Annotated in this window: 18 protein-coding genes and 1 pseudogene; 8 read left to right on the forward strand and 11 right to left on the reverse strand. The window is 73.3% G+C overall.

The window, feature by feature from the left end:
- Positions 1–617 precede the first annotated feature (617 nt).
- A complete protein-coding gene (locus ACFO3J_RS34835) occupies positions 618–1,610 on the reverse strand; it encodes a peptidoglycan-binding domain-containing protein (RefSeq protein ID WP_386438518.1) in 993 nt (330 codons plus the stop codon).
- A 264-nt stretch (positions 1,611–1,874) separates the two neighbouring features.
- Between ACFO3J_RS34835 and ACFO3J_RS34840 the strand changes: the two genes are divergently transcribed.
- From ACFO3J_RS34840 to ACFO3J_RS34850, 3 genes are all read left to right on the forward strand, one after another.
- Positions 1,875–3,947: an MFS transporter gene (locus ACFO3J_RS34840; RefSeq protein WP_386438521.1), complete on the forward strand. Its 2,073-nt coding sequence runs from the start codon at positions 1,875–1,877 to the stop codon at positions 3,945–3,947.
- 155 nt (positions 3,948–4,102) lie between these two features.
- Entirely contained in the window at positions 4,103–4,927 is an 825-nt protein-coding gene (locus ACFO3J_RS34845) for a hypothetical protein (RefSeq protein WP_386438523.1), read from the forward strand.
- A 129-nt stretch (positions 4,928–5,056) separates the two neighbouring features.
- Complete coding sequence (locus ACFO3J_RS34850; RefSeq protein WP_386438526.1) at positions 5,057–6,073, forward strand: hypothetical protein; 1,017 nt, start codon at positions 5,057–5,059, stop codon at positions 6,071–6,073.
- Positions 6,074–6,150: 77 nt separating this feature from the next.
- Here ACFO3J_RS34850 and ACFO3J_RS34855 read toward each other — a convergent pair whose 3' ends face one another.
- From ACFO3J_RS34855 to ACFO3J_RS34865, 3 genes are all read right to left on the reverse strand, one after another.
- Entirely contained in the window at positions 6,151–6,519 is a 369-nt protein-coding gene (locus tag ACFO3J_RS34855; protein WP_386438528.1) for a hypothetical protein, read from the reverse strand.
- 102 nt (positions 6,520–6,621) lie between these two features.
- Positions 6,622–6,810, reverse strand: a complete 189-nt coding sequence (locus ACFO3J_RS34860; RefSeq protein WP_386438530.1) for a DUF397 domain-containing protein — start codon at positions 6,808–6,810, stop codon at positions 6,622–6,624.
- Positions 6,811–6,824: 14 nt separating this feature from the next.
- Positions 6,825–7,679, reverse strand: a complete 855-nt coding sequence (locus ACFO3J_RS34865; protein WP_386438532.1) for a helix-turn-helix domain-containing protein — start codon at positions 7,677–7,679, stop codon at positions 6,825–6,827.
- A gap of 395 nt (positions 7,680–8,074) precedes the next feature.
- On the opposite strand from ACFO3J_RS34865, the gene lanKC reads away from it, so the two are divergent.
- Positions 8,075–10,843: a class III lanthionine synthetase LanKC gene (lanKC, locus tag ACFO3J_RS34870; protein ID WP_386438535.1), complete on the forward strand. Its 2,769-nt coding sequence runs from the start codon at positions 8,075–8,077 to the stop codon at positions 10,841–10,843.
- 650 nt (positions 10,844–11,493) lie between these two features.
- Here lanKC and ACFO3J_RS34875 read toward each other — a convergent pair.
- Positions 11,494–12,177, reverse strand: a complete 684-nt coding sequence (locus ACFO3J_RS34875; protein WP_386438538.1) for a LuxR C-terminal-related transcriptional regulator — start codon at positions 12,175–12,177, stop codon at positions 11,494–11,496.
- 245 nt (positions 12,178–12,422) lie between these two features.
- Positions 12,423–13,136, reverse strand: coding sequence for a TetR family transcriptional regulator (locus ACFO3J_RS34880; RefSeq protein ID WP_386438541.1), 714 nt, complete (start codon positions 13,134–13,136; stop codon positions 12,423–12,425).
- A 196-nt stretch (positions 13,137–13,332) separates the two neighbouring features.
- Between ACFO3J_RS34880 and ACFO3J_RS34885 the strand changes: the two genes are divergently transcribed.
- Genes ACFO3J_RS34885 through ACFO3J_RS34895 form a run of 3 tightly spaced genes read left to right on the forward strand, consistent with a single transcriptional unit; the run spans position 13,333 to position 16,594 of the window.
- Positions 13,333–14,763 carry a glycosyltransferase family 4 protein gene (locus ACFO3J_RS34885; RefSeq protein ID WP_386438544.1) on the forward strand — a complete coding sequence of 477 codons (1,431 nt, stop codon included), beginning with the start codon at positions 13,333–13,335 and terminating at the stop codon, positions 14,761–14,763.
- Complete coding sequence (locus ACFO3J_RS34890; protein WP_386438547.1) at positions 14,763–15,497, forward strand: class I SAM-dependent methyltransferase; 735 nt, start codon at positions 14,763–14,765, stop codon at positions 15,495–15,497. The genes ACFO3J_RS34885 and ACFO3J_RS34890 overlap by 1 nt, the downstream gene beginning before the upstream one ends.
- Entirely contained in the window at positions 15,494–16,594 is a 1,101-nt protein-coding gene (locus tag ACFO3J_RS34895; protein ID WP_386438550.1) for a prenyltransferase, read from the forward strand. The genes ACFO3J_RS34890 and ACFO3J_RS34895 overlap by 4 nt, the downstream gene beginning before the upstream one ends.
- Positions 16,595–16,626: 32 nt before the next feature.
- On the opposite strand, the gene ACFO3J_RS34900 is transcribed toward ACFO3J_RS34895, so the two are convergent.
- The 4 genes from ACFO3J_RS34900 to ACFO3J_RS34915 form a co-directional block, all read right to left on the reverse strand.
- Positions 16,627–16,914: a hypothetical protein gene (locus ACFO3J_RS34900; protein ID WP_093740848.1), complete on the reverse strand. Its 288-nt coding sequence runs from the start codon at positions 16,912–16,914 to the stop codon at positions 16,627–16,629.
- A gap of 237 nt (positions 16,915–17,151) precedes the next feature.
- A complete protein-coding gene (locus ACFO3J_RS34905) occupies positions 17,152–18,024 on the reverse strand; it encodes a hypothetical protein (protein ID WP_386438553.1) in 873 nt (290 codons plus the stop codon).
- A gap of 137 nt (positions 18,025–18,161) precedes the next feature.
- Entirely contained in the window at positions 18,162–19,070 is a 909-nt protein-coding gene (locus ACFO3J_RS34910; protein ID WP_386438556.1) for an N-acetylmuramoyl-L-alanine amidase, read from the reverse strand.
- 86 nt (positions 19,071–19,156) lie between these two features.
- The gene (locus ACFO3J_RS34915) at positions 19,157–19,795 is read right to left on the reverse strand and encodes a class I SAM-dependent methyltransferase (RefSeq protein WP_386438559.1); all 639 of its coding nucleotides are present in this window, start codon (positions 19,793–19,795) and stop codon (positions 19,157–19,159) included.
- Between the two features lie 169 nt (positions 19,796–19,964).
- Here ACFO3J_RS34915 and ACFO3J_RS34920 point away from each other — a divergent pair, with 169 nt between their 5' ends.
- Complete coding sequence (locus tag ACFO3J_RS34920) at positions 19,965–21,443, forward strand: MFS transporter (RefSeq protein WP_449343670.1); 1,479 nt, start codon at positions 19,965–19,967, stop codon at positions 21,441–21,443.
- Between the two features lie 41 nt (positions 21,444–21,484).
- On the opposite strand, the pseudogene ACFO3J_RS34925 reads toward ACFO3J_RS34920, so the two are convergent.
- A pseudogene (locus tag ACFO3J_RS34925) lies at positions 21,485–21,628 on the reverse strand (LuxR C-terminal-related transcriptional regulator); the annotation flags it as partial.
- Positions 21,629–22,000 lie beyond the last annotated feature (372 nt).

The raw sequence follows: 22,000 nt of genomic DNA on the forward strand, positions 1-22,000 counted from the left end.
GCCTGGCCCGGCGGTGGGTTGCTTCCGGAGGGTGCCGTGTGGTCGGCTGCGGGTCCTCCCGTGCCCGGGGAGTACCCGCGCGCGGGGTCTTCCGGGGTGCCCCGGAGGGCGCGGGTTCTTTCGTGCGGCCGGTGCGTGGGCGCTGGCGCGCTGGGTTGGTCGGCCTGCCCGGGTGGCTCGGGGGCGGGGGCGATGGGGCGGGCCCCCGAGCCTGGCCGGTCTGCGGTTTGGTGGCCCCTGGCAGGAAGAATTGCGTGCCTTGGGGCCCAAGGCCGGGGGCGGCCAATGGGGAGCCCGGGACCGGGAATCCCGCGCCCTGCCGGGTCGTGGGGTGAGCCCCGTGCACGGGGGGCGACGGATTGGCACCCGGGAGCGTCCCGGCCGGCGGGAGGTGCGCCACCCCGAGCGGAAGCTCCCCGCAGGGGCTAGGGCCTGTCGTTTGGATCTCCGTGGATGGAGGAGCGGTGTCCGGTGCGTGCAGCTGCAAGGCGGAGGAGGGAGGCGACGCGGTGGGGGCACCTCCCGGCCGAAGGCCAGGGGGACGTCGTCGACCGACGAGAACGCGGCAGATGTGCGTGCCGGGCGCCGCGACGCCGCGGAGATCCAAACGACAGGCCCTAGTGGTGGCGGGTGGAGGGGGAGGTGAGGGCGGCGCGGGTGTTGGGGCCGTAGGTGCCGAGGGGGGAGTCGCTGACGTGGTGCCAGAGCTGGAAGGTGGTGACGGCCATTTCGACGGTGTAGTCGAAGACGCCGTTGTAAGGGCCGTGGTAGACGTGGGCCGCATTGAGCTGGTGCTGGAGGGTGAGCACCGCTGAGCCGGAGTCGCCGAGGCGGAGGGTGAGGGTGTCGTCGGGCTGGAGCGGCTGCTTCTGCGGGACCACGGTGGGGGGCGGCGCCGTGGTGGTCGGGGCAGCGGTCGGGGTGGCCGAGGCCGGCGTCGCGGAAGGTGTGTCCGGAGCCGCGACCGGGGGCGTCGCGGTCGCCGTGCCGGGCGGCGCGGCGGAGGGCATCGTGACCGGGATGCTCGCCGACGGCGTCGCGGTGGGGGTCACCGAAGGGGTCGCCGCAGTCGTCGGAGCGTTCGTGGGCGCCGTCCGGTAGGACGCCTCCGGCGGGGCCGCCGACTCGCTGGTGCGGGGGGACGGCACGTGCGGCAGCTGCACATCCGGCACCGATGAGTTGAGATCGGGCATCGCGCGGTCCGCCGTGCCCTGCTCGTCGCCCATCACCTGCCCGGTGACCGCGACCGCCCCGGCCGCCAGCGCCGAAGCCGCCACCGCGGCCGCGGCCACCACGATGCTGCGCCGGCGTCGCCGGTGCCGTCCCCGCAGCGCCACCGGCTCGAAGGGCGGCGGCTCCTCGGGGGCGTACTCCACCCCGGAGTACATCGAGGGGAACAACCGGAGGTCCGCCGTCTCGGGCTCCTCCTCGTACACCGGGATCAGCGGCCGCGCCCGCGGCGTCCGCTCGCCCGGGTCCCCGTCCGGCTCGGCGACGTACGGCCTGATCCGCAGCGGGTGGAAGCCCTCGGTGGCGGCCACCGCCGCGGCCCGCTCGGCCGAGCGCTCGGCGGCCCGTATCTCGCCGCCGTCCGCCACGGCGTCCGCCACAGTGCCTCCGCCCGCGCCCCCGCGCGCACCCTCATCCGTACCGAGCGGCTGCGGCTCGGTCGGCCGATCCTCTTGCTGCGACGTCACTGGGTCCCCTCCCCGCCGTCGTTCCCCTGTTCGCACCCTCATGCGCTGAGCCACGGGCGATTATGCCGATCCACCGCTCGGTCGGACAGCCGGACCCCCGAAGATCACAACCCATAACGGTACAAACAGTGCGAATATATAGGCGCTGGCCGTCGGGGGACGACGGGAGGAGCCTTCATGGCCGAGGACACGGCCGCCGCGGGGCCCGCGGCGGCGCCACCGGGCGCGCCCCTCGACAAGCGCACGATCCGGCTGGCCATCGGCGCCCTCGCTCTCGGCCTGCTGCTGGCGTCCCTCGACCAGACCATCGTCTCCACCGCCCTTCCCACCATCGTCAGCGAGCTCGGCGGCATCAACCATCTGTCCTGGGTGGTCACCGCCTATCTGCTGGCGTCCACCGCCGCCACCCCGCTGTGGGGCAAGCTCGGCGACATGTACGGCCGGAAGCGGCTCTTCCAGACCGTCATCGTGATCTTCCTGGTCGGCTCGGCGCTGTGCGGGATCTCGCAGAACCTCACCGAGTTGATCGCCTTCCGTGCCGTTCAGGGCCTGGGCGGCGGCGGGTTGATCGCGCTGTCGCTCGCGATCGTCGGCGACATCGTGCCGCCCCGGGAACGCGGGCGCTACCAAGGGGTGTTCGGCGCGGTGTTCGGCGCCAGCAGCGTGCTCGGGCCGCTGCTCGGCGGGGTGTTCACCGAACAGCTCTCCTGGCGCTGGGTGTTCTACATCAATCTGCCGATCGGCGTCGTCGCGCTGGCCGTGATCGCCGCGGTGCTGCACATCCCGGTCCGCCGCACCTCGCACCGGATCGACTACGCCGGGATGGCGGTGGTCGCCGCCGCCGCGACCTGCCTGGTGCTCTTCACCTCGCTCGGCGGCACCACCTACCCCTGGGGCTCGGCCGTCATCATCGGCCTGGCGGTGCTCGGCGCCGTGCTGGTCGCCGCGTTCGTGGTGATCGAGCGCCGCGCGCAGGAGCCCGTACTGCCGCCGCGGCTGTTCCGGATCCGCACCTTCCTGCTCTGCGCCGGGATCTCCTTCATCGTCGGCTTCGCGATGTTCGGCACGCTGACCTTCCTGCCGACCTTCCTCCAGGTGGTGCACGGCTACTCGCCGACCCTGTCCGGCATCCACATGATCCCGATGGTGGTCGGCCTGCTGATCTCCTCCACCGTCTCCGGGCAGATCGTCAGCCGCACCGGCCACTACAAGGTCTTCCCGCTCGCCGGTACGGGCGTCACCGCCGTCGGCCTCGTCCTGCTGCACCAGCTCGACGAGCACACCGCCACCTGGGTGATGAGCCTGTACTTCCTGCTGTTCGGCCTGGGCCTGGGCCTGGTGATCCAGGTGCTGGTGCTCGCCGCGCAGAACGCGGTCGGCTACCAGGACCTCGGCTCCGCCACCTCCGGCACCACCTTCTTCCGCTCGATCGGCGCGTCCTTCGGCGTCTCCATCTTCGGCACGATCTTCGCCAGCCGGCTCAGGGACCGGCTCGGTCCCGCGCTGCGCGGCGTACGGCTGCCGTCCGGTCTCGGCCCCGCCGAGCTACGGTCCGACCCCACCTCCATCGCCCGGCTGCCGGCCGCCGCCAGGCCACCGGTGCTGCACGCGTACTCGACGTCCATCACCGCCGTGTTCCTGTACGCGGTGCCGGTCGCGGCGGCCGGATTCGTGCTGGCCCTGTTCCTCAAGGAGCAGCCGCTGCGCGGTTCGGTCACCGTGCCCGACGGCGGCGAGACGATCGCCACCAACCCGGTCGAGCGCAGCTCGCTGGACGAGATCGCCCGCTCCCTGTCGGTGCTCGGCAGCCGGGAGGCCCGGGCCGGCCTCTACATCCGCATCACCCGGATGGCCGGGCTCGACCTCCGTCCGGCCACCAGCTGGCTGCTGCTGCGGCTGGAACAGCGCGGCGAGATCGACTCCGCCGAACTCGCCCGCCACACCATCGTGCCGCTGGGCGTCATCACGGCCTCCGTGGTCGAGGCGGAAGCCCGCGGTTACGCCACCCGCGCCCCGCACCCGGGCCAGCCGCTCGTCCTCACCGACGCGGGCCGCGCCCTCGTCGCGCGCCTGGCCACCGCCCGCCGCTCCGTGCTGGCCGAACTCCTCGGCGACTGGGACCCGGCCCGGCACGCCGAACTGGCCGCGCTGATCACGAAGTTGAGCACCGAGTTGAGCGGCGGCGAGGCCGACCACCCGGAGCGCGGCACCAACGGCCCGCCGCCCGCGGAGAAGGGGACATCCGCCTGAGCGTTCCCGGCGCCACGCGTACGGGGTCGCGCCGCTTTGGGCGGCAAATCAGCAGGTCACGGCATGCGTTCACCGGTCGGCGGGCCACGGCCGGTGTTTGGGGTGCCCGGCAGCGGTAAGCCGACCGACAAGAGAGAAGAGACGGGAGGCACGTCATGTCCGGAGCGATAATCGCCGTCATCGTGGCGGTAGTTGTGGTGATCGCGATCGTCGCGGCGATGACCATGATGCGCGGTGGCGGCGCGAGTGGAGTAGGGCTGAAGCGCCGGTTCGGCCCCGAGTACGAACGGACGCTGGCCCAGCACGACGGCGACGACAAGGCCACGCGCCAGGAACTCAGCGAGCGCGTCAAGCGGTACGGCGGCATGGAACGGCAGCCGGTGAGCGCGCAGCAGCGCGAGGCGTACGGAGAGCGCTGGGCGGAGATCCAGACACGCTTCGTGGACGACCCCGGCACGGCGCTGACCGAGGCCGACCGGCTGATCGCCGAGGTCGCCGCCCAGCGCGGTTACCCGGCCGCCGACTCGCCCGAGCACTTCGACGCCCTGTCGGTGCACCACCCGCACCAGCTCCAGGGTTACCGCCAGGCCCGCGCGCTGACCGAGCGCGCCGGGACGGACGGCGGCGCGACCGGCGGCGCGAGTGGCAGTAAGGGCACCGAGGACATGCGGCAGGCGCTGGTCTCGGCCCGGGCGCTCTTCGACGACATGCTGCGGGACGCGGGGACGACTTCCCGCAAGCAGGTGGACGGCCCGGCCGCCGAGACCCCGGTCGGCACCACGGCGACCGACCCGGCAGGTGCCGTCCCGGCGCCCGCCAGCGAGCCGGTCACCGCGGACGGCCGCGGCGACGCGGACCCCGCCGACCCGGACGCCGCCGACGACGGCCAGGAGCACCACCGCCCGCTGGCCGACCGTTTCGCCGGCCTGACCGGCGGCACGCGGCGCGGTCGCGACGCCGGCACCGACGACCACAGCTGATCCGACCGCTCCGGACGCCCGGCTGCCCGCTCCCTTCCCCCCTGGGCGGGCAGCCCGGGCGGGCGGCCCGGAGCCGGCCCAGGACGGTCACCCGCACATGACGAGCAGGATTCTGAGGAGACGAAGACGATGAACATCAACCGCACCCGTACCGAGGATCGAGCCGACACGGACAGCACCGACGGCCAGGTCACCGACCCCACGGCGACGGACTCGACGGCTACGGACGCGACGACGGCGGATGCCGGGGCGACGACGACCGACGGCAAGAAGACCACCGCCGGACGGACCGCCGCGACCCCGCTGGGCACCCCGCGGTCCTCCACCGGGACCACCACCGGCCGCGATCTCGACGCGGACGACGACACGCACGGCGCGGACGACACCGACGACACCGACGGCGCGGTCATGGACGACGACGCGGACAAGGCCGTGGGCGCGGGCAGCGGCATGGGCATGAGGCGCCCGACCGCTCCCTCGGGCGGCACCAAGGACACCGGCACCGGCACCGGTACCCGCACCGGCACCGGTACGCGCAACGGCACCGGCAGCGACCTGAAGCGCCCCACCGCCACGGCCGTGACCCCCGGCAGCTCCGCCTCCGGCGCGTCGGCCCGTGACACCACCGGTATCGCGGACGCCCGGACGGACACGGACAAGGACACCTCCGCCGCCGAGCGGGCCGCCGCCAAGGCCGACACGGACGCCGGCACCGACCTGGGACAGCGGCGTACGGACACCGTCGCCTCTCCCGGGACCGCGGCGCCGCGCGCCAAGGGCACCGGGCCCGCCGCCGCCGGGACCCCTGCCGCCGAGAACGGCCACGGCACCATCACCACGCCGACCCCGTCCTCCACCAAGGAGGCCGCGGGCGGGACCCAGGACGTCGAAGAACTCAACCACCGCATGGAGCAGGCCGTCGGCGGCTTCGTGGACGACCCGCGGCGTGCCGTGCGCGAGGCCGACGCGGTGCTGGACGAGGCGGTCCGCCGGCTGACCCGGATGGTCGAGGCGCGGCGCGACTCGCTGCGCGGCAGCTGGCACGGCGAGGACGACAACGACGGCGACCGGACCGGTACGGAGGAGCTGCGGGTGGCGCTCACCCGCTACCGCGACATGACCCGTGAGCTGCTCAACGTGAGCTGACGGCGCCCCTCGGCGGGAAACCGCGCAGCCGAGCCCACCCGTGACCCGCAGGCATCCGTGCCTGCGGGTCCGCCGTTTCAGTCCTGCCGCCGCCGACGCCGCCCGCTGAGCAGGAAGCCGACACCGACGCTGGCGACGAAGAAGACCGCGACGATCAGCCAGGTGCTGCTACGGGACGCGTCATCCTTTTTCTTGTCCTTGGCGGGGGCCGCGGCGGACACGGACGCGGACGCGGAGCCGGGGGCCGAAGCCGTCGGCACCGCCCCCGTCGTCACCGAGGCCCGCGCTGCGGCGTCCGTGAGGCGCGAGGCCGCCAGGCTGTGGACGCCCTGCGGCCCGGCCGAAGGCGCCGTGGCAGAGGCGGGAGAGGCCGGGGAAGCCGCCAGGGCCAGCAGGACGGCCGTGGTGACGGCCACGAGGCTCGCGGCGCGGCGGCGCTGGGACATGAGGAGGGACGCCTTTGCGGGTGCGGGGAAAACACGGGGAAACCCCAGCCTAACGCGACCCGGACCCGACCCAACCCGGACCTGACCCCGGCCCGCCCCGGCTCACCCGCCCGGGCGGCCCACCTTGATGCCCTGGAGGAAGCGGGCGAGCGCGCGGGGGGTGGTGGTGAGGACGACGGTCGGTTCGTCGCTCTCCCGAAGCAGGACCGCGCCCCTGTCGGCGGCCAGCTCGACGCACTCGCCCTGTTCCTGGGAGTACGTGGACTTCTGCCATATCAGGGACGCGGTCATGGGATAGGAGCCCTTCAGAGGTCTCGGGAGACGGTGTGGATGAAGTCACGTGACCGGGACCGGTCCAGAGCCACCTCCGCGAGGGTGTCGTACAGGGCCCGGTAGTTCGTCAGTTGCGGCGCCGCGTGCAGGAAGCTGATGCCGTGGGCGGAATCGATCTGGACCGTGTCCAGCGGGCGCACCGGTCCGCTCGCGTAGAGCATCGCGTGTCCGGAACCGATGTGCCCGTCCGCCGAGAAGGGGATCACCCGGACGCTTATGTGCGGCAAGTGGCTGAGTTCCTGGATGTGTTCGAGCTGGGCGCGGGCGACTTTCCCGCCGCCGAACCTCATCCGCAGCGCGGCCTCGTGGATCAGCGCCTCGTACGGCGGCGCGGCGTCCCGGTACAACACCCCGGAGCGCTCCAGGCGGTGCGCGACCCGCGCCTCCAACTCGTTGTCCGGGAGCGGGGGTATCGCATAGCCGAAGACCGTGCGGGTGTAGTCCTCGGTCTGGAACACACCGGGGATGTGGGTGATCTGGATGGTCCGCAGCTGGGTCGCGTAGTGCTCCATCTCCGCCACATCGAGCAGGGACGCCGGGACGACGCCGCGGTACGCCTCCCACCAGCCCTTGCGGCCCTGGCCGTTGGCCATGACGACGAGCGCGTCGATAAGGGACGTGTCCCCGCATTCGTAGAACGCGGCCAGACGCCGTAACCGCTCCTCGCTGACGCCCAGCCGGCCCGCCTCGATATGGCTCACCTTCGCCGGGTCGGTGCCGAGCAGCCGCGCGGTGTCGCGGGCGGTGGTGCCGGCGGCCTCCCGCATCTTCCGTAGCTCCGCACCGAGGCGCTCCTGGCGGGCGGTTGCGGTGCTTCTGAGCGGCATGGTGTCCCTTCTTTACGCTGGTTCTGAGTGTGCCGTTCCGCTCTCTCGGGGTCCAGATCGTTTCTGGAAATTCCGGAGACAAGGTTGCAGAGGTGCACTATTGCCCCATAACGCCCTCTGAAGCAATCGTATGCGGACAGTCAACTCCCTTGCGCCGCAGACTTGTTGGTCGGGTATGCCGCTGAAGTCCGCTGAGCCCGGCGCCCCAAGGGACAACCCGGCCCCCAGACCGCGCGGAGCGCCGCGGCCCGGTTCTGCAACTGCACCGCCGCCGCTCGCCGTGCGGACCGGCCCACGGGAACCATGCGTTCCGCACACCCATGAAGTGACATCGGTGACTTCTCCCGATTCATCGGGCGTGCGAATCTCTGTCCGTCACCACTGGAGGGGGATCGATGGACCACCGCTACGAGGTTTTCTGTCTCGCGGACCGCTACTTCTACGAGAGCCTCGACCGTATGTCCGCCGGTCCGGATTCCGTCGCGGAAAACCGCCGGGTGGCGCTCTTCGAGACCGCCCAGCGCGAGGTGCCGCCCGGTTGGCGCACCTCGCGCGACGGCGACCGGCTGCACATCGACCCGCCGCTCGGCGCCGACGCCCAGCCGGCGCAGGGCTGGAAAGTACATGTCTCGGCCGGCCTCGACAATGCCGACAAAGTGGCGGCGAAGGTCTGGGACTACTGCGTTCCCCGGCACATACCGTTCACATTCGTGCCCAGCCCGCAATTGCTCCACCTGCGCAATTCGACATACGCGCGGCGCGACGCCGGCGGGAAATTCATCACGATCTACCCGGCGGACGAGGACCGGCTGCGCGTCGTGCTCCACGAACTCGGCGAACTGCTGGACGGTGAGCCGGGACCGTACATCCTGACCGATCTGCGCTGGCGCGAAGGCCCGCTCCACGTACGCTACGGCGCCTTCGCCGAGCGGTACTGCGTCGGCGAGCACGGGGGTCTCGTGCAAGCCGTCGAGGACGGCGAGGGCCGGCTCGTACCCGACAGTGCGGCGCCCGCCTTCGACCTGCCCGCGTGGGTGTCGCTGCCCGAATTCCTGGCCCCGCACCTGGCAGCCCGCGACGCCACCGCGGTCGCCGACCTGCCGTACCGGATCGGGTCGGCGCTGCGCTTCTCCAACGGCGGCGGTGTCTACACCGGAGTGGACAAAAGGAGCGGCGAGCAGGTCGTCATCAAGGAGGGCCGTCCGCACGCCGGGCTGGCCCTCGACGGCGCCGACGCGGTCACCCGGCTGGAGCGTGAACGGGACGCGCTCGGCCGGCTGTCCGGGCTCGGTGTCGCGCCGGAGGTACGGGACTGGTTCACCATCGGCGACCACGGCTTCCTGGTGACGGACTTCATCAAGGGCAGCACCCTCAACTCCCGCTTCGGCCGCCGCCACCCGCTGCTCACCCCCGAACCCGACCCGGTGGCGGTCGCCGACTACAGCCGCTGGGCGCTGCGCGTGCACGCCGGGATCGAGCGGGCGGTGGCCGCGGTGCACTCGCGCGGGATCGTCCTCAACGACCTGCGCATGTCCGACGTCATGGTCGGCCCGGACGAGGAGACCGTGTCGCTGCTGGACTTCGAGGCCGCAACGCCCGTTGCTGGGCCCGGCAGGCGGTCCGTCGCCCACCCCGGCTTCGTGCCCCCGGCCGACCGGCGCGGCTTCGACATCGACCGCTACGCGCTGGCCTGCCTGCGCCTGGCCCTCTTCCTGCCGGTCACCACCCTCATCGCCATCGACCGCGGCAAGGCCGCCCACCTCGCCGATGTCATCGCCGAGGAGTTCCCGGTGCCGCCGTCCTTCCTGGACGAGGCGGTCGCGGAGATCACCCGGGACGCCCGACCGGCAAGCGGGGAGCGGCCGTTGCCGGTCGTCCTGCCGCCGGCCGCGGCGGCGGGCACGGCCCGGATCGAGGCCGAGCGGGGTTTCGTGCCGGCCCCGCGGACGCCGGTCATCGGGCCGCTGCGGGAACCGGCGGCGGCCGGCCGGCTTCCCCGCGGCGCCGACCCCGACCCCTATCTGCCGGTCCGGCTCGCCGACTGGGACGACACCCGGGAGGCCATGGCGCGGGCCGTGCTCGCCTCGGCCACGCCGGAGCGGCAGGACCGGCTCTTCCCGGGGGACATCCTCCAGTTCTCCGGCGGCGGCGGCCTCGGGATCGCGCACGGCGCCGCCGGCGTGCTGTACGCCTTCGCCGAGACCGGGCTGGCCCGCTATCCGGAGGGCGAGCGCTGGCTGCTGGACCGCACCCGCACGCTGCCCCGTGGCATCGGGCTCGGGCTCTACGACGGCCTGGCCGGTATCGCCTACGTGCTGGACCGCCTCGGCCACCCCGACCGCGCGCTGGACCTGATCCATACGCTGCTGGCCGAGACATGGCAGCGGCTGGCGTCCGACCTGTCCGGCGGCCTGGCCGGCATCGGCCTGGTGCTGGACCACCTCGCCCGCAGCACCGGCGAGACCGCCCTGCGGGAGCGGGCGTTGGAGGCGGCCGGCATCGTCGCCGGTCGGCTGGCGGCGGCCCCCGGCAAGGACTCCGCGCCCCGCAGGGCCGGGCTGCTGCGGGGCGCGACCGGACCCGCCCTGCTCTTCCTGCGGCTCTTCGAGCACACCGGCGCGCCCGCCCTGCTCGACCACGCGGCCCGCGCGCTGACCCTCGACCTCGGCTCCTGCGTACGGACCACGAGCGGCGGCCTGGAAGTCGACGAAGGCCGGCGCACCATGCCGTACGTCGGCGACGGCAGCGCCGGGATCGGCATGGTCCTCGACGACTTCCTCGGCCTGGCCCGGGGCGTCGGCGACCTGGAACCGGCCACCGCGGACCGCTTCGAGCGGGCCAGACGGGACATCGCGCGGGCGTCGGCACTGCGGCTCTACGCCCAGTCCGGGCTGTTCGCCGGCCGGGCCGGCATGATCCTGCACCTGGCCAGGACCACCACCCCCGGGGTGCCCGAGGACGCGCTGGCCGCGCAGATCGACGCGCTCGGCTGGTACGGCATGCCGTACGGCGACGGGCTCGCCTTCCCGGGCGACCGGATGATGCGGCTGTCCATGGACCTCGGCACCGGCACCGCCGGCTGCCTGCTCGCCCTCGGCTCCGCGATCGGGGACACCCCGGCCGCACTGCCCTTCCTCCCGCCGCCCCCGGTGGGCGGCCCTTGAACGGTTCCCGGCCGCCGGACGCGGTCGTGCGCGGCGCCGGGGAGGCGGTGGCCGGTGGCCAAAGGTCAGCGGGCCGGGGCGGATCCGGGCGCCGCGCGCGGGAGCGGCGCCGATCGCGCCCACCCGGACGGCCCCGGTGCGGCTGGCCGCGCCGGCCGGGGCGAAGCGCTGCCTCGACCGAGCTGTCGGGGCCGTTGTGAAGGCGGTTTGCGCCGGGCGGCGGCGCCCGTGCAGGTGGCCAATGGGTGGTGGGCCCGGGTTGGCGGCCGGGGCGGATTCGGGTGCTGGGGGCGGGACGGGAGCGGCAGTCGGTCGCGTCCGCCGGGACGGCCCCGGCCCCGGTGCGGCTGGCCGCGCCAGCCGGGGCGAAGCGCTGCCTCGACCGAGCTGTCGGGGCCGTTGTGAAGGCGGTTTGCGCCGGGCGGCGGCGCCCGCGCAGGTGGCCAACTGCTGCTGGGGCCGGGCGGGTTGGCGGCTGGGGCGGATTCGGGTGCTGGGGGCGGGACGGGAGCGGCAGTCGGTCGCGCCGAACGAGGCGACGCGCTGCCTCGGCAGGCGGTCGGGGCCGTCGTGAAGGCGGCCTTCGCCGGGTGGCGGGCCGGCGGCGCCCGCGCGCCGGATCGGTTCGGGCCGCCGGCCCGGCCCCGCCCCTATACCCAGCCCGCCACCCGGGAGATCCGGATCGCGTCCACCCGGTTGCGGGCCCCGGTCTTCCGGGTGATCGCGGCGAGATAGTTGCGCACCGTGCCGTTGCACAGGTGCAGGCTGCGGGCGATCTCGGTGACGGAGGCGCCCTCGGCGCTCAGCGACAGCACGCTCAACTCCCGCCGGGTCAGCGGCATGTCCGCCGCGTGCAGGAACTCCACCGCCAGTGACTCGTCGACGAATCGTTTCCCCTGGGCCACCCGCCGGACCGCGGTGGGGAGGCGGTCCGCAGACCTGTCCTTGTTGACGAAGCCCAGGGCGCGCGCCTCGTAGGCGCGCCGCAGATCGCCCGGCCGGCCCGCTCCGGTCAGCACCACCAGCGACGGCGGTACGGACGCGCCGCACGCACAGTCCCGGTCGCTCCTGCTCTGCGGCCGGCGGCCGCGCACGCCGCGCTGACGCGTCCCGCCCGGGAGCGCGAACCGGCCGCCGGTCGAGGTGCCGGTGTGCTGCCGCCAGCCCGGGCAGTCCGCGTCGACCACGTACACATCGGGGCGTGGCGTCCGGTCCGACGCGTACAGGCCCGGCCATCCGGTGTCCGTCACCTCGAAGTCGGCCTCCCTGCCGAGCAGGGCCGCCAGCGCGGAACGCAGCAGGCTGGTGTCATGCGCTACCACAACGCGTATCAATTGGGTTCACCTCGTGTCGTCGCCCGGTCACGTCGTCCCCTCGGTCCCGGGTACGACCGCAGGCGTGCCTACGGACCATGCGCCCCCACAAGCGCCCTCCCTTCCTACCCGGGACCACCCCGCCGGAGGACCCGTCATCGGTCTGGCCGGAAGCAGTCGGGGTCCAACGGGAGGCGCCGGGAGCGCACCCCATCACCCCGCACGCCGCTCCCGGCGCGGCTTGCCGCCCCGGCCGGAGGCCCGGGTCAGACGTGGTCGAGCAGGGCACAGACCGTGCGGATGTCCTCCGTCGCCTGGGCCACCGTCGCCCGCCCGGACAGCCAGGTCACCAGCGCGGCGTGCCAGGTGTGTTCGATCACGCGGACGGCGGACAGACACGCGCCGCTCGGGCCGGCCGCCTGCTCCTGCCCGGTCCCGGCCTCGCCGGGGGCGGTCTTGCCCATCGCGTCCGCGATGATCGTCCGGGTCAGCCGGGACACCGTGTCCACCTCGGCGTTCACCGAGCGGTCGGCGAAGATCAGCGCCCTGACCATGGCGTCGGCGAGCTTCGGCTCGCGCTGGAGTCCGCGGAAGGCCCGGAGCAGCGTCTCGGCGACCCGCTCGGCCGGGGCGGTGGCGGCCGGCGGGCGGTTGCGCAGCGCCAGCCGCAGCAGGCCGAGCTGGTCCTCCATGATGGCGACGAGCAGATGGATCTTGGAGGGGAAGTAGCGGTAGAGGGTGCCCAGCGCGACGCCCGAACTCTCGGCCACCTCCCGCATCTGCACCGCGTCGAAGCCGCCCTGGCAAGCCAGCCGGGTACTGGTGTCCAGGATGCGGCGGCGCCGGGCCTCCTGCCGCTCGGTCAGCGGCAGCGGCGAGGGCCGGGGCTCGGTGCGGGCGCGGGCAGCGGGTCCGGTCGCCGTACCGGCTCCGGCTCCGGTACCGATACCTGAGCCGGTGTGTGCCGTGCGTACTGCCATGCGTGCCGCCTCACCGCTGCCGCGCCGTCCGTGCCCCCGGTGCCGTGCCATGCCGTGCCGCGCGCGTCGTCCGGACCGCCCCGGGGACCGACCGGCGCCGGGTGGATTCGCCTTCTGTACCATCGAGTCTGAAACTTGTTCTAGATTAGCGCGACCGGCCGGGCGCCCGCTCGACCGCAGCGAGAAGGGGGTCTGAGTGACCTCAGCAGGGGCCGCCAGCACCTCCGCCACCTTTGCCTCCGCCCCGGCCGGGCCGCTGCGTATCGCGCTGCTCAGCTACAAGGGCAACCCCTACTGCGGCGGCCAGGGCGTCTACGTCCGCCATCTGTCCCGCGAACTGGCCGCGCTGGGCCACCGGGTCGAGGTGATCGGCGCCCAGCCCTACCCGGTGCTGGACGCGGTGGGCGACGGCGTCACCCTCACCGAGCTGCCCAGCCTCGACCTCTACCGCCAGCCGGACCCGTTCCGCACGCCGGGCCGCGGCGAGTACCGCGACTGGATCGACGCGCTGGAGGTCGCCACCATGTGGACCGGCGGCTTTCCCGAACCGCTCACCTTCAGCCTGCGCGCCCGCCGCCATCTGGCCGCCCGGCGCGGCGACTTCGACGTGGTGCACGACAATCAGACCCTCGGCTACGGCCTGTTGGGCCTCGGCATGCCGCTGGTCACCACCATCCACCACCCGATCACGGTGGACCGCCGGCTCGAACTGGCCGCCGCGGCCGACTGGAAGCGGCGCCTGTCGCTGCGGCGCTGGTACGGCTTCACCCGGATGCAGAAGCGGGTCGCGCGGCGGCTGCCGTCCGTGCTGACCGTCTCCGGGTCGTCGAAGGACGAGATCGCCGACGACCTGGGCGTGCGCCCGGACCGTATCCACGCGGTGCACATCGGCGCCGACACCCGGCTGTTCTCGCCCGACCCGGCGGTCGCCGAGGTGCCCGGGCGGATCGTCACCACCTCCAGCGCCGACGTACCGCTCAAGGGCCTGGTCCACCTGGTCGAGGCGCTGGCGAAACTGCGGGCCGGGCGGCCCGGCGCACACCTGGTGGTGGTCGGCCGGCGCCCGGACAAGGGGCCGGTCGCCGAGGCGATCGACAGCCACGGGCTCGGCGGCGCCGTCGAGTTCGTCAAGGGCATCAGCGATACGGAACTGGTCGATCTGATCCGCGGCGCCGAAGTGGCCTGCGTGCCTTCGCTCTACGAGGGCTTCTCGCTGCCGGCCGCCGAGGCGATGGCCACCGGCACCCCGCTGGTCGCCACCACCGGCGGCGCCATCCCGGAGGTCGCCGGGCCCGACGGCGAGACCTGCCTCGCGGTCCCGCCGGGCGACCCGGACGCGCTGGCCACCGCGCTGGACCGCCTGCTGGGCGACCCCGAGCTCCGCCGCCGTCTCGGCGCGGCCGGCCGCGCGCGCGTGCTGGCCCGCTTCACCTGGACCCGCGCGGCCCAGTCCACCGCCGAGCTGTACCGCGAGGCGATAGCGGCGCAGCGCCGGCCGCCGGCCGGCCCGATCGGGGCCGCAGGGGCCGCCGGCGCCGGGGCCGTCGCGGGCGCCGCACCGACCGGGGGTATCGCCGCAGGCCCCGCCACCGCTGGAACGGGATCGCCCGTGGGGAGCAACCGCTGATGCTGACCGTCGACTTCACCCGCTTTCCGCTCGCCGCCGGCGACCGCGTGCTGGACCTCGGCTGCGGAGCCGGGCGGCACGCCTTCGAGTGCTACCGGCGCGGGGCACGCGTGGTCGCGCTGGACCGCGACGGCGCGGAGATCCGCGAAGTCGCCAAGTGGTTCGCGGCGATGGCGGAGGCGGGGGAGGCCCCGCAGGGCGCCTCGGCGGTCGCGATGGAGGGCGACGCGCTCCAACTGCCCTTCCCCGACGAGAGTTTCGACGTCGTGATCATCTCCGAGGTGATGGAGCACATCCCCGACGACAAGGGCGTGCTCGCCGAGATGGTCCGGGTGCTGCGGCCCGGCGGCCGGATCGCGGTGACCGTGCCGCGCTACGGCCCGGAGAAGGTCTGCTGGGCGCTGTCCGACGCCTACCACGAGGTGGAGGGCGGCCACATCCGCATCTACAAGGCCGACGAACTCCTGGACCGGATGCGCGAGGCCGGTCTGAAGCCGTACGGCACCCACCACGCGCACGGGCTGCACGCGCCCTACTGGTGGCTGAAGTGCGCGATGGGCGTGGACAACGACCAGGCGCTGCCGGTGAAGCTCTACCACAAGCTGCTGGTGTGGGACATCATGAAGAAGCCGCTGGCCACCCGGGTCGTCGAACAGGCGCTCAACCCGGTGATCGGCAAGAGCTTCGTCGCCTACGCGACCAAGCCGCACCTGCCCGCGAGCGCGGTCAAGTGACCTGGTCCGACCAGGGGCAGGGCCACAGCCAGGACAGCCAGGACAGTATCGAGCGGCTTGTGCTGCCCGGCGTGCTCACCGCCGGGCAGGCCGCCCGGACCGTCGCCGCGATCGCCGCCGCGCAGCGCCCGGACGGCGCGATCCCATGGTTCCCCGGCCACCACCTGGACCCCTGGGACCACGTGGAGGCGGCCATGGCGCTGGACGCGGCGGGCGAGCACGAACGCGCCGGGGCGGCCTACCGCTGGCTGGCCCGGCACCAGAACTCCGACGGCTCCTGGTACGCCGGCTATCAGGACGGCGACCCGGAGCGGCCCACCGACCTCGGCCGGGAGTCCAACTTCTGCGCCTATCCGGTGGTCGGCGTCTGGCACCACTATCTGGCCACCGGGGACGACGCCTTCCTGGACCGGATGTGGCCGCAGGTCTACGCGGCGGTGGAGTTCGTACTGGCGCTCCAGCAGCCCGGCGGACAGATCGGCTGGAAGCGGGAGCCGAGCGGGGCCGCGGTCACCGACGCCTTGCTGACCGGGAGTTCATCGGTGCACCACGCGCTGCGCTGCGCGCTGGCCATCGCCGAGCACCGCGAGGAGCCGCAGCCCGACTGGGAGTTGGCGACCGGCGCGCTGGGCCACGCGATCCGCCGGCACCCGGAGCGCTTCCTCGACAAGAGCCGGTTCTCGATGGACTGGTACTACCCCGTGCTGTCCGGGGCGCTGCGCGGGCCGCTCGCCCTGGAACGGATCGAGGAGGGCTGGTCGCGGTTCGTCGTACCCGGTCTCGGAGTGCGCTGTGTGATCCCCAACCCCTGGGTGACCGGCGGCGAGAGCGCCGAACTCGCGCTGGCGCTCTGGGCGGTGGGGGAGTCCGACCGCGCGGTGCGCATCCTGGCCGACATCCAGCACCTGCGGGCCGACGACGGCCTGTACTGGACCGGCTACGAGTTCCAGAACCGTGAGATGTGGCCGGTCGAGCGCACCACCTGGACGGCGGGAGCCATGTTGTTGGCGGTGGCCGCGCTCGGGGGGGACGAGGCGACCACCGCCGTCTTCGGTGGCGAAAGGCTGCCGGACGGTCTGCCGCCCGGCTGTTGCTGAAACAGCTTTCTCAACAGCTGGATGACGATCCCTCAGGCCCGGTTCACCCGGCCCGCGATGGCGTGCGCCACCAGCAGGTACACGGCTGCGGGCAGACCGTAGTTGAGGACCGTGCGCCACTTGAGGTTGTGCACGGTGAAGAGGTCCTTCGACCAGCCCGCCAGCCAGTTGGCCGAGTGGTGGACCCAGTCGACCAGGTCGTTCGCCCGGTTGGCGTCGAAGACGAAGAAGAGGATCCACAGGATCAGGATCAATGCAGCGATGTCTGCGGCGATGAGAATGATCACCGCGGCGGGGTTGCCGCCATACCGTCTGGCCATGACCACCGCATTGCCCCGAAAGAGTGATTGAAACTCGCGCCGGGAGATGAGAAAAGCGCAGCTCGCCGCGCACGGCGCCCCTGGTCGGTGCCCGGCCCGGCCCGGGCACCGGAGATCGCAGAACGGCGGCCGGCCGCCCCTGTGACGGGGTGGCCGGCCGCCGGAGTCCGTGCGGGACGGATGCGGGCCGGAAGGGCCGGACAGGGGCCGGATGGTTCCGGCGGCGGGACGCGGAGGTCAGCCGCGCTGGATGCCGCTGGCGTCCTGGAGCACACCGCGCCGGCCGTCCTGCGTCTGGGCGATCAGCACGTGGCCGTGCTGGTCCACTGCCAAGTACCAGGTGCCGGGCGTCAGTTCGGCGATCTGGCTGCCCGTGCCGTCCTCCGCGTAGAGCGGACGCGGCGCCGGAACGGCGAACCAGAAGGCGGTGAAGTCGCCGGCCGGCGCTGCGGCCGCCGCGGTCGGCTGGGGGGCGGCGGCACCGTAGGGAACCCCCTGCTGCTGGCCGTGCTGACCGTGCTGACCCGGAGCCGCCTGGCCGTACGACGGGTCGACGGACTGGCCGCCGCCCGGGTAGCCGTAACCGGACTGCTGCTGGCCCGCGCCGTACGGCTGTCCCTGGCCGGGCAGCGAGGCGCCGGTGCCGTAGGACGGTCCGACGGACGGCTTCGCGGCGGGGAGCAGCGGCACCTTCAGCGCGGGGAGCCGGTTGGACAGCGGGGCGGCGACCGCGATGGCCACGCCGAAGAGCAGCGTCAGCCAGTTGCCCGCGCCCTTGTCGAGACCGTTCGGGTTGTTGAACAGGGTCGCCCACACGGCCGTCCAGCCGACGAACAGGGAGATCGCGACGGCCCACTGCTCAAGGCTGAGTCCGAGCAGCTGACGGCCGGTGAACTGTCCCGAACGGGCCAGGTAGACCGCGGCCGCCGCCGCGAGCGCCGCCAGCGTGACCGACGGCAGGGTCGGGAAGTAGTCCGAGTGCCACAGGTTCCGGGAGGACGACGCGCCCGCGAAGGACACTTTGTAGAACGGCAGGAACGAGGCGATCAGGAGCAGCACCGCTGCTCCGATCACCGCGCCGTCACCTCGGGTCAGGGAGCGGATGTTCACGTCAGGTCCTGTCCTTCGTCAGTTCGGTTCATTCGGTGGTCGCTGCGGTGATCGCCGTGCTCGCCGCAGCGCTCGCCGCCGTGGTCGTCGCCGCGGTGGTCCACACGGCTCGGCGGTGCCCCATGGTACGGGGACGGTCACCCGCTGCCCTTGGGCGCATTCTCGACAAACGCGGTGAGACCGTCGGCGATGCCCCGCGCAGCGTCCTGCCGCCAGGCCGGGTTCGTCAACGCCTTGGCGTCGTGCGCGTTGCGCATGTTGCCGCACTCGATGAACACCTTCGGCACCGTCGACATGTTGAGCCCGCCGAGGTCGTCGCGGACCATCAATCCCTTGCCGCCGCCCAGGTAGTCGGCGAAGGGCTCCTTCGTCGCGGCGGCGAAGGCCGTACGCAGCGTGGTGGCCAACCGGTAGGAGGGGGCGGCGATCGCCCGGGTGTCCGCGCCGCCCACGTGCATCGACTGCGGCGCGATCACATGGAAGCCGTAGTCCGCCGCCGGGGCGCCGTCGGCGTGGATCGACAGCGCCGCGTCCGCGTGCGCCCGGTTGCCGATGCCGGCCCGCTCGTCCACGCAGGGGCCGTACGGCCGGTTGCCGTCCTGGGTGAGGACGACCTTCGCGCCCCGGGCGACGAGCAGCGCCCGCACCCGGCGCGAGACGTCCAGCGTGTACTGCGCCTCCGGATAACCGGCGTTGGTCTCGGTGCCGGTGGTGTCGCATTCCTTGCGGCCGTTGCCGACATCGACCTTGCGGTTGATCTCGGCGGTGTGCTGGTAGTTGGTCGGGTTGTGACCGGGGTCCAGCACGATCACCTTGCCGGCCAGCGGAAGCCTCGCGGCGGGCGGGCGGCGCGCCGAGGGTATCGCCGCCGGCAGGGTCGCGCGCGTCATGCCGGGAGCGGGGCTCCCGGCCGGGGCGGCGTTCGCCTGCCCGGAAGCGGGGCCGGTGCCGGAGCCGCAACCCGCCAGGCACACCGCCGTCGCGGCGACCGCGATGAAGAGGGGGTAAGCGCCGCGTCCGCCCCCGCGTGACTCGTTGCTGAACACGCCCGTGACTCTATCGGCCCGTCCTGTGGCCCCGCACCGCCCCTGAAAGGAGAATGCGGCGGCGCGGTGCGGCCGCCCGGCGCCCCTCACGCCGTGAAGCCGCCCGGCCCCCGCCGCAGCACCCGCAGCGAACGCACCGCCGACACCTCGGTGAACACCCCGGAGGCCAGCGCACGCTGATGGATCCGGTAGGGCGCCTGCCCGCCGTCGGCCGGGTCCGGGAAGACGTCGTGGATCACCAGCAGGCCCCCCTCGGCGACCAGCGGCGCCCACCCCTCGTAGTCGGCGCTCGCGTGCTCGTCGGTGTGCCCGCCGTCGATGAACACCAGGCCGAGCGGCTGCCGCCACAGCCTCGCCACCTGCGGCGACCGGCCGACGACCGCGATCACATGCTCCTCGAGACCGGCCGCGTACAGCGTCCGGCGGAATTCCGGCAGCGTGTCGAGGCGGCCCGTCGCCGGGTCCACCAGCGAGGCGTCGTGATACTCCCAGCCCGGCTGCTGCTCCTCGCTGCCCCGGTGGTGGTCCACGGTGACCGCGACCGTGCCCGCGCTCGCGGCGGCCTCCGCCAGCAGCAGCGTCGACCGCCCGCAGTAGGTACCCACCTCCAGCAGCGGCAGCCCCAGCGCGGCGGCGGCCTCCTGCGCGGCGGCGTACAGGGCGAGCCCCTCGTCCGGCGGCATGAAACCCTTGGCGGCCTCGAACGCCGCGAGCACATCGGTCATACGGCCAGCCTACGAATCCGCCGCCGGCCGCCACGCCAGGGGCCCGCCCTCCCCGGCGGCCACCTGTTTCCCAGCTGTCTCCCAGCTGTGTGCCCGGGCCCGGAGACGTAGCCCGGCGTCCGCCGAAATCCCGATGACCCCGGGCCGGGCGGGCCGCAGTATGGAAACCATGACCGAACTCGCAGGACCGCCCACCCCCACGCCCACCCCCACCCGACGCGGACGCTACGGCGGCGGATCAGGGGTGTCCCCGGCGTGGGCGGTCCTGCTGGCGGTCTGCGCCGGGCAGTTCCTCGTCGTGCTGGACGTGTCCGTGGTGAATGTGGCGCTGCCCTCGATGCGTACCGCCCTCGGGCTCGGCGAGACCAGCCAGCAGTGGGTGGTCAACGCCTACGCGCTCACCTTCGCCGGTTTCCTGCTGCTCGGCGGGCGGGCCGCCGACCTGTTCGGCCGCAAGCGGGTCTTCCTCACCGGGCTCGCCGTCTTCACCCTGGCCAGCCTGGCCGGCGGCCTCGCCCAGGACTCCTGGATGCTGATCGGCGCCCGCGCCGTCCAGGGCCTGGGCTCGGCGGTGCTCGCCCCGACCACCTTGTCCATCCTCACCACGTCCTTCCCCGAAGGCCCGCAGCGGATCAAGGCGATCGGCACCTGGAGCGCGGTCGGCGCGGGCGGCGGCGCGGCGGGCGCCCTGGTCGGCGGCCTGCTCACCGACTACCTGTCGTGGCGCTGGGTGCTGCTGGTCAATGTGCCGGTGGGCGCGCTGGTGCTGGCCGGCGCCGCGTGGTGCCTCACCGAGAGCCGGGCCGCGACCGGCCGCAAGCTCGACATACCCGGCGCGCTCCTGGTCACCTGCGGAGTCTCCGCCCTCGCCTACGGCATCGCCGAGAGCGAGTCCCACGGCTGGACCTCGGGCAGGTCACTGGGGCCGATCCTCGGCGGGCTGGCGATCCTCGCGCTGTTCACGTTCGTCGAGGCCCGGACCGACCAACCCCTCATCCCGCTGGGCATGTTCAGGATCCGCTCGGTGTCCGCGGCCAACGCCGTACTGCTCGCCTCCGGCGCCGCGACCTTCTCCACCTGGTACTTCCTGTCCCTCTATATGCAGAACGTGCTGCACTACAGCCCCGTACGCACCGGCCTGTCCTTCCTCCCGCACACCGTCTGCATCATCGCCGGCTCCAAACTGGCCCCGCGGCTGATGAGTCACGTCGACGCCCGGCTGATCGGCCTGTTCGGCGGCCTCACCTCGGCGGCCGGTCTGGCCTGGCAGAGCACGCTGACCGCGCACGGCACCTTCGCCGGGGACATCCTCGGCCCCGGGATGCTCACCATGTTCGGCGCCGGCCTGCTGATGACCCCGATCGCGGCGGCGGCCACCTCCGGTGTCGGCATCGGCGAACAGGGCCTGGTCTCCGGCCTGCTGAACACCTCGCGCCAGCTCGGCGGCGCTCTCGGCCTGACGATCCTGGCGACAGTGGCGGCCGACCGGATCTCCTCCCGCAGCGACTCAGGAGCGGTCACGGGCCAGGCCCTCACCTCGGGTTACGCGGCGGCCTTCCTCATCGGCGCGGGCTTCCTGGCGGTCGGCAGCTGCCTGATCGTCCTGCTCCCGAAACCGGCACCAAGGCCGGCCGCGCGGGTGGCCTGACCGGGGCAGGCTTGGACCTGGACCTGGGCTGGGGGCCGCGACAGCCAGCCCTTCCGGCGGGCCGCCCGTACCGCTTCCATACGGTTGCGAGTGCCGGTCTTCCCGATCGCGGCGGACAGGTAGTCGCGGACGGTGGACTCCGACAGGAACACCCGGCCGGCGATGTCCGCCACGGTCGCGCCGTCCCGATCCGGTCCCCCGCCGACACCTGGGCGACCACCTCGATGTCCGCCTCCGGCCCGGGCACCAGCGCGAGCGCGCCACGCGTCATCCCCTGGTCCTCGGCGAGCAGCACACGTATCGCCCGAGCGGCCGGATCGGTGGGGGAGCGGGTCATGGGACCGGCGTGGACAGCCGGGCAGGTCGCCCGGCCGTCCACACCGGCCAGGTGCTCACCTCGGATGACGGGGGCTCGCCGAGCGTAAGAGAACCCGGGACCGCGGCTTTACCTGAAGCGGGCGGTCCACCTGATCATGGTTATTCCGACATAGTGAGGCTTTTCCATCATGGCTCTGAGCTGGCCAGATGCAGGGTGAGGACGGCTTTGACGAGGGCGG

Origin of the sequence: Streptomyces polygonati (genome assembly GCF_042650325.1) — a bacterium.
Lineage (GTDB): Bacteria > Actinomycetota > Actinomycetes > Streptomycetales > Streptomycetaceae > Actinacidiphila > Actinacidiphila polygonati.